Origin of the sequence: Lactococcus sp. dk101 (assembly GCF_009601055.1) — a bacterium.
Lineage (GTDB): Bacteria > Bacillota > Bacilli > Lactobacillales > Streptococcaceae > Lactococcus.
Window position 1 is genome coordinate 64545 of sequence record NZ_WITI01000004.1, and the last position, 14599, is coordinate 79143.

Below are 14599 nucleotides of genomic sequence, written 5' to 3' on the forward strand. Positions count from 1 at the left end.
CGCAGCAACTTCTATGCTTTTTAGAAGTTAAACAGTATAAAAAGTGGTTCCATTACATATTATAGCTTATTTTTATCTATTTTTAAAGCCCAAGTCCTAAAATTTCTCTTATTTCTTGTTCGCTAAGTGCTTTATCTACAACGTCTCCTTCAAGAACATTGGCAATCAAGTCTTTTTTGCGTTCTTGAATGGCCATGATTTTTTCTTCAATCGTTCCTTGAGTAATCAAACGAATGACTTCAACCGTGTTCTTTTGCCCCATACGGTGAGCACGCGCAACAGCTTGTTCTTCGACTGCTGGGTTCCACCACAAATCAACCAAAATAACCACATCGGCTGAGGTCAAGTTCAATCCAACGCCCCCTGCTTTCAATGAAACCAAGAAAGCATCACGACTACCAGCATTGAAGGCTTGTACCATCGACAAACGGTCTTTGACTGGAGTTGAACCTGTCAACTTGTAAGCTGACATTCCTTTTTCTTCCATGATGGCTTCAATAAATGGAAAGACCTTAGTAAATTGTGAGAAAATCAACGGACGATGGCCTGAATCTTTGATTTGTTCCAATAATTCACGCAAGCGCTCTAACTTACCAGATGTTCCTTTATAATCATCCAAAAATAGAGCTGGCGTGTTACAGATTTGACGCAAACGCGTAATTCCTGCCAGAATTTCAATGCGTGATTTCGACAATGCGTTACTATCCATGGCACGGACCTTGTTTTGCATCAATTCGAGTTGTGCCACATAAATGACTTTTTGTTCTTCCACAAGATTGTTGTAAAGGGTCGTTTCCATCTTGTCAGGCAATTCTTCCAATACATCTTCTTTCTTACGACGCATAATAAATGGTTGAATCATTCGAGCAATCGCAAGGGGTTCCATTTTATTGAATTTTTCTCTGACAGGAAGGAAGCCTGGCATAACCACTTGGAAAATGGCCCAGATTTCTTCCAGGCGGTTTTCGAGTGGCGTTCCAGAAATGGCAAAGGTGTGTTCAACATTGAGTGCAGAGAGGACTTTATTGGTCTTACTGCTATAGTTTTTGACATATTGAGCTTCGTCCAGCAAAAGATAATTCAATTTTTTGTCTTGATATTCTTCAAAATCTTTCAAAAAGCTACCGTAACTTGTAATATAAACTTGGTGTTTCCCTTTGATTATTTCATCACGTTCTGGCTTCACACCGTCAACAACAACAAAATCAATGGTATCCGTAAATTTTTCGAATTCGCTTGCCCAGTTGTATGTCAAACTTGCAGGTGCCGTAATCAATGCCGTTTCACCTTCTATCAGCGATGACAAGAGATAAGTAATGGCTTGAACGGTTTTCCCAAGTCCCATGTCATCTGCCAAAATACCGCCCAATGAATAATGCGTCAACATCTTCATCCAACGCACACCCGTTTCCTGATAAGGTCTCAGCGATGCTTTTACATGGTCTGGTTTTTCATACTCAAAATCTTCTGGGTGTGTTAAATCATGGAAAAATGAGCTGAATTTTTCAGAAAATGATGTGCCGGAAATATTTTCAAAAATCTTAGACACTTGGAAGGTGCGATTGGCATTGACTGTCAATGAATTTCCAGAAATGCTAAAATTGTCATCCAGTTCTTTAAGTGCAGATTTCAGATGGTCAAATTTTTCATCAAAGCGGTAAAATCGTCCTTCTTCACTGATGAAATAATCAGCATTGGATTGTAATTTGGCAATAATATCTGCGAATTCTGTTTCGCCAACGTGTGGCAAAGCAAAGGAAATATCTAGTAAACCACCGTTTTGGTCAATCGAAATTTCTGGCAATTCATCCATATTTAATTCGGTCAGTGCTGACGAAAGTTGGACATCGCCCAAGCGTTTGAAGGCAGGCAAAATTCGGACAAAGAATTTCTCTGTCATTCCTGACGGAATCGAAATTTCGCTGTCAAAAGCACGCGCAAATCCAAAACGTTCCATCAAACCAAAAATACGTTGTTCTTTTCGTAAGTCTCTCGAAAATTCAAGTGTTTCAAGATCATGGAAACTTTCCACTTCAAAATCACCATAATCAAAAGTAACTTTGAGCAAAAGATTGATGTCGTCAGTACGATCAAACGTAAATTTAGGTTTGAATTTTCTCACTCGGAAGTACTTAGGTGCATCAATTTTACCAAGGACTGACAACTGTTGAAGGGCCTGAGATAATTTGTCTTTATCAGCAAAATCAAAACGAACACTGGATTCGAGTTTGAACTGTTTGTCCAAGACACTCAACATCCGACGTTGCTCTTGATCTATCTTGTAAAATACGTGATCATAATAAAGCAAGGCACCATCATAAAAGCTGTGATAGTCTTCGCTCAGTAGTTTAAATTCAATATAATTTTCTTTACTGCGTACTGCAAATTCAAACAAATCTGAGTCTGACTCTAATGGGACAAATGTGAAATATTTAATCTCTTTTTCAGAAATTTTGAAACTGAAATTTTCCAGATTTGACGCCAAATCAAGTCCTTGTTCTAAAAACAAAAATGGCAAATTTAAGAAACGTCCATTTTTAATAAAGAGTGAACGGCTCAAATTTTCATCAGAACGGGCGTCAATTTTTAACAAAAAGTTAAGAAATTCTTGGCTGGCATCATCAAAATTATCAAAATAGAGATCCACCCAATTTCCACCCATTGGATATTGACTGAAATTGCGCAGTGCACGCAAGAAATACGGCAAATCCTTGATAACATAGGATTTCCCTAACTTTTCACTGTGTAAACGAAGATCGAAATAAAGGAAATTATAAAGTGAAAATACATCTCTTAATTTTTCATCATCGCTAATATTGATTTCAATCGAATATTGGTCAGAACCAAAACTCGATTGTGTCGCAGAATTGATGGCATCTAAAAAGACCAAGTTTTCGCTGTATAGCGCCTCGTCTGGTTCAATGATTTCGTTACTGCTTCCTTTGCTGTCAGCTGATTTGCTCTCATTATTTTTTAAGAATTCCTCAATCGCCGCAATATGTTTACAATAGCGGTGATTTTGTTGAAAAACGGCACAGGAGCAAAAATCTTGTGCGCCGTCTAAGTCATATATGACTTGTTCTCCTTCAATTTCTGTGCTTAATTTAAAGTCAGTCTCTACTGGATCTGACAAAAGCCCTGCTGCGAACAGTGCAATTCCTTCTGAACGCACACGCGCTGGCATCATTCTACTCATGTATCCTCCGATGCATCACTTCACAAAGCTTTATTCGGCTTCAAGTTGCTTCTCATACTAGTTAACCTCTAAAACGCCCTACGGGACGTTTTAGTAGATTAACTGCAAATATACTGCCTTGCGCTAGCCTTTTGCTCTTGTTGCTTTAGCAACTAAGCAAACGGACAAATCTTTTATGCGCAAGAGGTGGTTTGCGTTTTGCTCTTGCGACTTTAGTCGCTAAGCAAACGGACAAATGCTTTATGCGTTTACGCAAACTTTAACTTCTAAATGCTATTTTTAGAAGTTAAACAGTATCAGCAAAAAATGTTCGATTAGATAAAAATAATCGAATTATATTAGTGAATTATTTCAATTTTTTGCGTATATTATATCATTTTTTTCAAAATTTTTCCAATATAGCGTAATAAAAAAGCCAATTTCGATTTTCGACTCTTTTGTCATCTTTAAAAGGCAGCAATAATTTGTTCAATTAAAGCATCTCTTTCGACAATCCATTTTGCTCGTTCGTCTTTCATGTGAACGCGATTAGATAAAAAGATAACTGCTTTCTTTTCTTTGACATTCATTAAAATAAAGGTACCAGTATATCCTGTATGAATGATCCAATTCTCATGTTTTTCTAAGATATCCCAAGCTAAACTTCTTTGTTTTGTTGCATTTGAATAGTTATCAAGTAACTTTAAATATTTCTCATCAGAAAAATAACCAAATACAAATTTTTCTAATGAATTCAGGCTAGAAAACAATCCTGCCGACCCACAATGCACACCCAAAACTTGCGCTTTGGGATCATGAACATGACCAAGTGGCACATTTTGAGCTGTTGCAACAGCATTATCAACGGGGCCAAAACCTGTTTCTGACATTTGCCATTTTTCAAATATTTCTCTCTTAAAAATCTCATCTAAACTAGCATCATAAAATTTTTCAAGCAAAAATCCCAATAAAATGAAATTGATGTCTGTATATTTAAAACGCTTGTCATCAGTGACAGAGATGTTTAGAATGGCTTTTTTGAGCTGGTCAGCCGTCAGTTGATTGCGATTTTCAATATAAGGATCAATGCCTGACGTATGTATCAATAATTGGCGTATCGTGAGACTTTCATTAGAAAATTCTGGCAGCATTTTTTTGAGTGGCATTTCCAAATCAATCTGACCAGAAAAGACCAAATCAATCATGGCAGTCCCAGTACCAACGACTTTGGTTACTGAGGCCAAATCCCACAGTTTGCCAGCTTCAAGTTTTATTTTTTCAGGGACAAGCTGTGCATGACCAAATAAAAATTCACGCACTTGTCCGTCTTCAATGACTGCAAAATTGGCAGCAGGAAATACGTCTCGCTGAATATAATCATTGACTTGTTCAATCACCTTTGTTTCATTCCACATTGACTTTATTTCCCCAATCTATTCTCAACTCTGATTAGATTTTCACGAACCAAATGTCCATATTATTTGGTGCTTCGATAGAAAAAGTACGTCCAGACTTGTCTAAATAATAGCCGTTTTCTTCTTTGAATTTTTGAGCAAATGCAGTCAAATCAAAGGCGTCTGCTACTGTAAACATCAAAAATTCCATATCCAATGTTTCATCAGATGCGGCATTCAAATCGCTCCCCGTTTTGACCGTTTCGCGTAAGTCAATACCTTTAAAATCGAGTTCTGTTGACGTCGCTTGGCCGTTCAAGAGATGACCTAAGAAATCCAGTAAAGCTGTATCTGTCACATTAAAATCAATCGCTTTGATTTTGACATCAGATAAACCTGCAAAATCTGAAACAGCAACTGCTGTAAATTGTGCTTTATCCATTTCTGTCAGTGCTGACAAGCCTTCTGAACAAATCAAAAAGTGGTCATTTTCTGGTGAGCGGGTCTCAAAAGCGTAAGCCGTCCCATCCGTATAAATTTTGCCGACTTGCGCCAGATTTTTGCTTAATAATTGAGTTACTTCCTTTGCAGGCGCAACAAGCGTGGTTTGTCCATGCTTTTTCGCCCCGTTTACAGAGCGAACACCTGGAGATTCTTCCAATAAAAAGCAAGATGCTTTGCTTGTTTGTCCGCCAAGCCAAACCATTGCCCCTTCTTCAAGATGGACTTTCAATCCAAGTACATTACGGAAAAAATTCAAATTTTCTTCCCGATTGAGGATGCGATAAACAGGAAGCATACCAGTTACCGGCTCTAAAATTTCACTCATGTTGACCTCCAAAATTGCAACAGCTTTATTTTCTTAATCCTATTTTCGCAAATTTTGGACAATTTATCAATGATTTCGTGCAATTTTGCTTAAGAATGCCAACTTATGATACAATGTTTTCATGAATAACAATCAGTTTGAACTTATTAAGAAGCTTCGCTGGCTCCTAGTTCTGCCTATCGCGGTTCTTTTTGCCTTTCTCTTCGCTCGCCAATCACTCAATTCATTTTTTATTACGGCCTTTTTTCTCTATTTAATCAGTCTTCTTTTCGCATACGAAAAGGCGAGTTGGTTGGTTTTCTTTATCCTGTCAATCGTACCAACCCTTACAACCAGTATCATTTTGCAGGTTCATCACAGCTTTACAATGGTTGATAGCCTGCTCTTTTGCTTGCTCTTTCTGCTTTCTCTTGGCTTATCTTATGCTTACGCCATCAAAATGAAAATCATTGAAAGACCAAGACTAAAAGATTTTCCGATTGGCAAAATTATGATGGGCTTGCTTCTTTTATTTGTTGTGTCAGCGATGACAAGTGTCATTGGGCAAGCCATTCACACCACCAACACGCAAAATCAAGACCAGCTCAATCAGCTCAAAACAGTCATTCCAATCGGAATCTTTGCCCTTCAGACGATTTTTGCTGGATTTTTTGAAGAGTTAACTTATCGTGTTGGGATTTTCGAAATAATCTTCAATAAACATAATATTCTCGCCTTTTGTGCGGCTGCCTTTATTTTTGCATATATGCATGGACCAACAGATTTATACAGTTGGCTTGTCTATGGGGCTTTAAGTATTGTATTGACTGGGCTTTACGCCAAATACCGCAACTTCTATCTCAACATGTCCGTTCACATGTTATGGAATGCCATCGGTCTTCTCCTTACTTTATTATAAAATAAAAACACACCCGAAGGTGTGCTTTTTTATTTCAAGTAGATAAGTTTGAAGAGGGCAACTGCGGCCAAGGCTGCAAGAATAGGTGCCACAACAGGAACCCATGCATACCACCATTTTGAATCGCCTTTTGATTCTCCAAGAATGGATTTTGGAAGGAAGCTGTGAACCAAACGTGGACCGAGGTCACGTGCTGGGTTCAAACCAGGACCAGTAGGTCCTCCAAGTGAAGCCACCAAAACAAGAACGAGGAAACCAAGAACGACCATACCAATGGCACGTGAAGCTGTTGTTCCTGATACAGCTGCGTTAATTTGATTGATAACGTCTGTATTTGTAACATCAGCACCTTGTTTTGTCGCATATTTAGTGTACCAAGTAATCAATTCTTTTCCGTAGAAAAGATTTGTAATTCCCATTGCACCAAAGAAGAGAATGAATGAACCAACAAATTCGTTTAAGAAACCATTGATTGTTGCGCCAAAGTGGCTTTCTGCTTTACTATCATCAACAGCGTCAATTGTTGCAAATGTTCCTAAAATCGCATTTGGATTGTCTGTTTTGAGGTAGTAAGGACGGTAAACCATAACCACAATCAATTGTCCGACGATTGCTCCAAGCAGTTGAGCAAGAATGTATTGAGCAACGTGTGCCCATGGGAAGAAACCGCTCGCCGCAAGACCAAGAGTGAAGGCTGGGTTGATTTGTGAAGTAACATTTCCAAGCGCAATGGCTGGTAACATAACCCCTAAACCGTAACCCCAAGCAATGATTAACCAACTTTGGTGGTGAGCTTTCGTTCCTTTGAGTTCGACATTGGCAACTGCACCATTTCCCAAAATGATCAACAATGCTGTACCAATAAATTCTGTGATGTATTTAACCATCCATGAATAATCCATGTCTTAAATACTCCTTTGATATAAAATATAATAATTTCGACGTCAACATTTGTTATTGACATCCGCCATAAGCATTTACATTGTATCAAAAATCCATAGCTCCTACAAGTTTTTACTGGAAGATTTCCGAAAAAACTGTACTACTCAAACTGACTATTTACAGAAAATTTGATATAATTATAAAAATTAGAATAAGGTTTTTGAGCCATTCGCGTTCTCTTATTTTGAATGTTAAAGGAGAAATTTTAATGAAATTCAATCATTTTTCAATCATTGAAAAGAACTTTGAAGAAAAATTAGCAGATTTAGATCATTTGGGTTTTAAATGGTCTGTTTTTTGGGATGAAAAAAAGATTTTAAAAGACTTTTTAATCCAAGCTCCCATTGACATGACCGTCATCCAAGCCACACATGACAAAGATAGTTTAGACTTTTTACGTGCAAAAGATGATGCATTCGATTGGGAAATTTTCTGGACGATTGCCTTGCAACTGCTCGATTTCGTTCCGAACTTTGAATTTGAAGTGGGCAAAGCTACTGCGTTTGCTAAATCAATCAACTTGCCTCAATTTGAAGGGCCAATGAACAGTGAAAATTTGATTGAGGCTTTCTATCTTTTGCTTTTAACCCGTCGCAAAAATGGGATGACCTTGGTTGAATTCTGGGTTTCAGAAGGACTTATCCCTGTTGATAATCATTATCACTTCTTTAACGATAAAGCGCTCGCTACTTTTGACACGACCCAATTAAGACGTGAAACCGTCTGGGTGGAAAGTCCAACAGATACCTTTAACCGTGGCGAAAATGACTTGATTAAGGTTCAAATCATTCGCCCAGACTTTGAGGGTGAAATTCCGTCAGTAATGACAGCAAGTCCTTATCATTTGGGAACTAATGACAAAGCAAATGACAATAAATTGCATGACATGAAAGTCGATTTGCAAGAAAAAATAGCACATGACATTCAGGTTGAGAAGCGTTTACCAGAAAAAATTACTTCTGAATTCCGCAATAAACCACTCGCTGACAATGCAAGCGGTCATTTTGTCCACGGTTGGACTTATTCTTTGAATGACTATTTCTTGGCACGTGGTTTTGCTTCAATTTATGTGGCTGGTGTCGGAACACGTGGTTCTGACGGCTTCCAAACTTCTGGAGACTATCAACAAGTTTATTCGATGACTGCTGTTATTGATTGGCTCAATGGCCGCACACGTGCTTTCACAAGTCGTAAGAGAACGCACGAAATCAAAGCCAGTTGGGCAAATGGGAAAGTCGCTATGACTGGGAAATCTTATCTTGGTACAATGGCTTATGCCGCTGCGACAACTGGTGTCGAAGGCTTGGAAGTGATTTTGGCAGAAGCTGGCATTTCTTCTTGGTATCATTACTACCGTGAAAATGGCTTAGTACGCTCACCTGGTGGCTTCCCAGGCGAAGACCTTGATGTCCTTGCCGAATTGACCTACTCAAAGAACTTGGAAGGCGCTGATTTCTTGAAAAACAATGCCGCTTATCAAGAACGTTTGTCAGCGATGACAACTGACCTTGACCGTCCTTCAGGTGACTACAATCAATTTTGGAACGACCGCAACTATTTGCTCAATATGGACAAGGTCAAAGCTGACATTTTGATTGACCACGGTCTTCAAGACTGGAATGTCACGCCCGAACAGGCCTACAATTTCTGGAAGGCATTGCCTGCTGGACACAACAAGCATCTTTTCTTGCATCGTGGGTCGCACATTTACAACCACAACTGGCAATCTTTGGACTTTACCGAAATCATCAACAGCTATTTCTCTGCAAAATTGTTGTCAAAACCTTTGAATTTGCAACTTCCACCTGTTATTTTGCAAGAAAATTCAAAATATCAATCATTTATCAGCCTTGAAGATTGGGGAACAAGCAACAACGTCAGCCTTCCGCTTGCTAAAACAGCAGTCTCAATGGCTCAATTTGAAAACCAATACGACGACGAAAGTTTCGCAAAATATGCTAAAGATTTTAAGGTATTCAAAAAGGATCTCTTTGAAGGCAAAGCGCACGCCGCTGTAATTGACCTCGAATTGCCACAAGAATTGATGATTAACGGCCCAATCGAACTCGAAATCAAGCTGAAAATCAATGACACGAAAGGACTTCTTTCTGCTCAATTATTAGATTTTGGTGATAAAAAACGTTTGCGTGACACGACACAAGTTTTGGACGTCAAAGCGATTGACCGTGGGCGTAACTTTGAGTTAGAAAACTTGCAAGAATTGCCACTTCTCGACAGTCCTTATCAGGTCATGACCAAAGGTTTCTTGAATTTGCAAAATCGCGAAGATCTCCTGAAAATCACAGAAATTCCTGAAAATGAATGGTTCACAGTGCGCTTTAACTTGCAACCAACCATTTATAAATTAGAAAAAACGGATAAAATCCGCCTCTTACTCTACAGCACTGACTTTGAGCATACGGTCAGAGATAATCGACACCTTACCTACGACATTGATTTATCTCAATCTAAAATCATCTTCCCTGTTGAAAAATAATGAAAAAGCACTCATTTTTTGAGTGCTTTTGTTCGCTGTAAGATGATAATAACAATAGGATAAAAAATCAAAGTTGAGAGGGCATGAGCCGCGTCAAAAGGTAATCCTGCAAGCCAATAAGCGATAAAGCTGCCACTGCCAAAGCCGTAAAGTAGGCCCGAAAAAAGACTGATTAGGAAGCCAAAAACTAATGCCAAAATTGCCGAAATGATTGACAGAAAAATAGGGCTGGCATTCACTTTTGAAAAACCTTTAAAAATAAGGATTAGGACTGCATAAACAAGGATTTGTCCAATAATAATCGGAGAAAAGCCTAGTAGCATTCCCGTTAGTAACATGGTCAAGCTCATGATTGCCAAGCTATCATAAAAGCCAATGTAAATTGAAAAGGCGAAAAAGAGTGCCGTAATCGGTTTTACGTTTGGAAATTCGACAAATGCGACTCTCAAAACACAACAGAGAGCTGTCAATAGCGCAATCAAAGTCATTCGACTTACTAATTTATTCTTCATTATTTTATCATATCAAAAAAAGCTGGATTGTCCCAGCTTCTTCTTATTTTTGTGTTTTTAGATATGGTAAATCCTCTGTTGTCGCACCTACTGAACTTGCTAAAACCCAGGATTTTCCTTTTAATTGAGCAAAATTTTCTGTTTTTCCTGTCAAAATGATACCAGAAAACTTAGCTTTCTCAAGTGTCGGATATTTTTCAATTTGTTTGACTGCATCGCGATAAGGATAGAAATAATGCATTTTTTCACCATTGCTACTACTTCCAAATGATAAATTTTTTAATTCTGGATAAGTGACTGACTTTTTGACAGCCGAAACAAAGTCTGCATACATTTCATCATTCAACTGATAGTTTCCATCTTGAGTCCTACTTCCTATCATGGTTCTATAATTTTGCTCGACAAGTTTTCCATTGTCGTCGTATTGAGGTTCTCCTATTGAATAGCTATCTGTACTCGTACTTACTCCAATATAGACATTATCTGCTGTCGTCTCTTCGGCATTTATCCCTAGCCAAAGCCAATTCGTTAACAAATTGGCTGGCACCATTTTCTGAATTTCGTCATAAGTATAAGGTTTATCAAAAGTGATTGCTACTTCTGCCAAATGTTTTGGCAGTTGGTCAAGTGTTTCGAGCTCCTGAGGATATGCCATGCCATCATCATCATACATGGTCTGATTTGTGGATGAACTTTTGAAAAATTCAGGTTCTTTTTGCCCACCAATTATAGATGCAAAACGATTTGTGTTAGTTGTTGCAAAAAATCTGTCTGCCCCATAATTCCAGTTTTGGCCAAAAGTTGCGCCATAGCTGACAAATGTATCGCCGACTGAGACTGGGATGCCGTTCAAGTCTTTGAAAGCAGATAGACTATACGTTCCATTAAGTAAACCTTGGTTGACTCCCTTGAAGATATAGGTCGTATTTGGGGAGGAAATTTCTGTTGTGATATTAAACTTTTCGCTCACCATTTTTTCTTGCTGCAAAATATAATTGTTCCGCCAAAAAAAAGCAACTGCAATCACAACAAGCGTCGCAAACAATGATATTGAGGCTGTTACTATTCTGCTTTTCCACTTATTTCTTCGGGCTAATTTCTTGAAATCTTGGTCTAAATTTTTCATTTGTTTTCTCCTTTTAGAGTTTCCAATCTGATGCGTCAAATTCTTCTTCATCTAAGATTTTTCTTAATCTTTTTCTGGCGCGGTAGAGGTCAATTTTGACCTTACTGACAGAGCTTTTTGTCAGAGCTGACAATTCTTTTACAGACATTTCTTCATAATAATAATGTTGCAATAAAAGCTGGTCAGCCGCTTTCAGCTTGAGAAGATAAGGCTGCAAATCAGGGGGACTTTCTGTCATCAAGGGAAGTTCTTTCATCAATTCTTGCAAGATGACTTGATATTTTTTATTCCGCCGAAAACGGTCAATATAGTTATTCAAGGCAACGCGATACATCCAACTCCGAAGTTTTGAAGGTGGAATAAATAAATCTGTCTCTAGCATTTTGACAAAGACATCTTGAACAGTATCCTGTGCTTCGTCAGGCTTGACGCCACGTGTCACAAGCCATTTGGTCACTTCAACAGCATACTGCCTTAATTCTGCTTCATATTCCTGAATTTTCGTATCGCTCACCTCCTCCCTTACTTATATAACGAACAAAACAACATTTGGTTACAGCTATTTTAGCAAATTTTAAGATAAAAAAAATCTGTCAGTTCTGACAGATTTAATTTTTTTATTTGGTCTTATAAAATGAGCTAGAAGCATCAAGATATTGTTGACCAGATGTGAGGTCGTATTGAATAATCTTTAAGTCATCAAGAATGGCTTCTTGGGATTTATCAAGTTTGACCGTTTTACCGATTGGTGTATTATACTCGGCTGGTACATTCCACATGACTTGGCTCAAAAGGGCTTCATAAGGCGAAACTTTGGCATTTTGTGTTTCCAAAAGTTTTGGCGTAAACTCAGCTGAGTTGATATTCTCATGACTGTTGCTGGCATTACCTTGGTTGGTCCAGATGAAATAATCCGTCTCATATTGCGTAATCGGTGATTTTTGGAAGTTTTCTGCAGTATAGATACTTGGCAGATGATCCCCATAGAAAACAACGGTAATTTTTTTGTCGATTTTTTCAAGTTGATTTAAAAATTCTTGCGTTGCTTTGTCGGTCGTGTTAATTTTTCGCGTGTAATTTTGGAGCAAATTGTTCCTTGCTGCATCAAAACCATTCGCGCTTGCGGTAAGCGTTGAGTCTCCCGAATATGCTGAATATGGCATATGATTTTGCATGGTCATCACGCTAAAGAATTGAGATTGTTTAGGGTTGATCTGTTCCAAAATATCATCATAAGTCTGTTGGTCACTGACTTGACCATCCAAAGATGCTTGATTGGTCAGTAGGTCTGATTTGGCCGTATTTGATAAGGCATAAAAATGTTGGAAGCCCAATTTTTTATAAATCAAAGAGCGGTTATAATTTGACGCATCTTGTGCATGAATGGCAATCTTGTTTTCAAAGGCATTTGAAATTGACGGAATGAAATCCATGTGAGGCAAGACGTCAGCGTTGACAACAGCAACATTACTGTTAAAATTAGCCATTGGCAAGCCTGTCAGCGATTGTGCTTCCATGTTGGCAGTCCCACCACCATAACCGTTGGAATACATGATTCCTCCAGTTGATGAATTCTTGATGGCATCAATATTAGGCAATGGATTTTCAGATACCGTCACGTCTGGCAAACGATTTGGGTTTGATAATGACTCACTTAAAATATAAATAACCGTTTGGTCTTCAATCTTTTCCGTTCTCGTTTGATTGATTTGAGCTGCAAGTGTTTCATATTTCTTAGCGACTTCTTGCACTTTAGCTTTATTGTATTGGGCAGGTTTGTCCATTTCGCCACCAAAAATCTGACGCATCCATGAGAATGACAAAGATTTGGTTCCAGCGGTGTATGACGCCCCTTTCCACAAAATGTCACTATTGTACAAATCCATGTAGTAAGTCAAAATAGGTACTTTTACTCGTTTTTCAGTCTCGCTAAATTGTGAAAAGTTTTGTCCAATAGGAAGCATGATAAGCACTATTCCGACCAAACTTCCGACACGTGCTTTCCAGCCCATCAGACTGCCACGATAGAATTTTCGGCTCATGAAAATGGCAAACACAACCAATAAAATGATTGCTACAAGTCCTAGAATAAGGAGTTTTGTATCCACAAATGAGAACAATGTTTTTGGATTTTTGAGCCAAGAAACATCTGAAAGATAAACGGGTTCTTCACGTTGACTGTATTTTTGCGCATTGGCAAAAGAGAAGCCACCAAAAAGGACTACAATCACTACCGTCGCAATTACAAAGCGATTGATTAGCAGATAAATCAGCATGGCAACTAATATCAAAATCAAGACTTGAAAGGCTATCGCACCCGTAACAATGTTGGTATTTGCAAGTCGTCCTGATGTAATTCCATCTTGGATAAGATAGTTTGTCAGCACTGACAAGACAAAACTGCTCAAGAATGCCAGTGAAAAGCCTGTTTTATTTTTTATCAGCAATGACAAACCGCGACAAATCAGCGGACAAGCTACCAATAAAATAAGGAAAACAAAAAGTTGATCGACAAATAATCGTGTAAAATCTTCTCGTGCCAAAATCAAATTGTTCGTCGTGTTATAGACCAAACGATAAATCCAGCGTGAGCTTGAAGGGCCAAAGTCAGGTTCCCAAATCAATTTTGTTGTTAAATTATCAAGAAAAGCAAGGCTAATCAAGACGGCCGACATGAGATGCAAATCCGTCAATTTGGGCAGCGCCAAACGCTCAAGTGCCAATTCTTTCTTGCTGATACGCTGCCAAAAATAAGTAAGCAGCGTGACAAAACCGACAAGCAAGATGAGTAAACCATAGTTTGTACCAATCATATTGGCTTTTACGAATTGATAATTTAACTCGAATGTTTCAATTCCAGCATGATTTGATAGGTTGATGAAAAAATGAAAGAAGAGATAAAGCATACTGACAATCGTTAGTTTCATCAACAAACGCGCTCTTATTAAATTTTTATTTTTAAACATGCAAAGCCAGAGATAAAAACCACTCACAAGAGCAATCATTAAATATGCATACATGATAATTGACACGGGTTTTGAAGTTTCTACCGTGCTTGGAATTGTGTTTTTGATACTGATATAACTAAGTAGGAAAAAAAGGGCTATGCTGGGTAATATCAAGGGAATAAAAGATTTCAGTCCTCTCCATTTTTTGACTTTTTCTTTATTCGCTCTTGATTGTTGAGATGTTTCTCCTCCTTCCAGTATTTTTTCTCCATGATTGT

The 14599-nt window shown here is 38.2% G+C and carries 10 protein-coding genes; 2 read left to right on the plus strand and 8 right to left on the minus strand.

Going from position 1 to position 14599, the window contains the following annotated elements:
* Positions 1 to 82 precede the first annotated feature (82 nt).
* The 3 genes from GHI45_RS04845 to GHI45_RS04855 form a co-directional block, all read right to left on the minus strand.
* A complete protein-coding gene (locus GHI45_RS04845) occupies positions 83 to 3196 on the minus strand; it encodes a DEAD/DEAH box helicase (RefSeq protein ID WP_147779709.1) in 3114 nt (1037 codons plus the stop codon).
* 446 nt (positions 3197 to 3642) lie between these two features.
* Positions 3643 to 4590 (minus strand): serine hydrolase domain-containing protein, encoded by a 948-nt coding sequence (locus GHI45_RS04850; protein ID WP_147779708.1) that lies wholly within the window; start codon positions 4588 to 4590, stop codon positions 3643 to 3645.
* 34 nt (positions 4591 to 4624) lie between these two features.
* Positions 4625 to 5398: a CppA N-terminal domain-containing protein gene (locus GHI45_RS04855; protein WP_147779707.1), complete on the minus strand. Its 774-nt coding sequence runs from the start codon at positions 5396 to 5398 to the stop codon at positions 4625 to 4627.
* 121 nt (positions 5399 to 5519) lie between these two features.
* Between GHI45_RS04855 and GHI45_RS04860 the strand changes: the two genes are divergently transcribed.
* Positions 5520 to 6296, plus strand: coding sequence for a CPBP family intramembrane glutamic endopeptidase (locus GHI45_RS04860; protein ID WP_147779706.1), 777 nt, complete (start codon positions 5520 to 5522; stop codon positions 6294 to 6296).
* Between the two features lie 29 nt (positions 6297 to 6325).
* Here the strand turns inward: GHI45_RS04860 and gla are convergent, their stop codons facing one another.
* Entirely contained in the window at positions 6326 to 7198 is an 873-nt protein-coding gene (gene gla, locus GHI45_RS04865) for an aquaglyceroporin Gla (protein WP_147779705.1), read from the minus strand.
* 248 nt (positions 7199 to 7446) lie between these two features.
* Here gla and GHI45_RS04870 point away from each other — a divergent pair, with 248 nt between their 5' ends.
* Complete coding sequence (locus tag GHI45_RS04870; protein WP_147779704.1) at positions 7447 to 9735, plus strand: Xaa-Pro dipeptidyl-peptidase; 2289 nt, start codon at positions 7447 to 7449, stop codon at positions 9733 to 9735.
* A gap of 11 nt (positions 9736 to 9746) precedes the next feature.
* Here the strand turns inward: GHI45_RS04870 and GHI45_RS04875 are convergent, their stop codons facing one another.
* From GHI45_RS04875 to GHI45_RS04890, 4 genes are all read right to left on the minus strand, one after another.
* Entirely contained in the window at positions 9747 to 10247 is a 501-nt protein-coding gene (locus tag GHI45_RS04875; RefSeq protein ID WP_147779703.1) for an ECF transporter S component, read from the minus strand.
* A gap of 43 nt (positions 10248 to 10290) precedes the next feature.
* The gene (locus GHI45_RS04880) at positions 10291 to 11373 is read right to left on the minus strand and encodes an anti sigma factor C-terminal domain-containing protein (RefSeq protein ID WP_187230076.1); all 1083 of its coding nucleotides are present in this window, start codon (positions 11371 to 11373) and stop codon (positions 10291 to 10293) included.
* Between the two features lie 13 nt (positions 11374 to 11386).
* The gene (locus GHI45_RS04885) at positions 11387 to 11887 is read right to left on the minus strand and encodes an RNA polymerase sigma factor (RefSeq protein WP_147779701.1); all 501 of its coding nucleotides are present in this window, start codon (positions 11885 to 11887) and stop codon (positions 11387 to 11389) included.
* 103 nt (positions 11888 to 11990) lie between these two features.
* A complete protein-coding gene (locus GHI45_RS04890) occupies positions 11991 to 14300 on the minus strand; it encodes an LTA synthase family protein (RefSeq protein WP_228386015.1) in 2310 nt (769 codons plus the stop codon).
* Between the last annotated feature and the right edge of the window lie 299 nt (positions 14301 to 14599).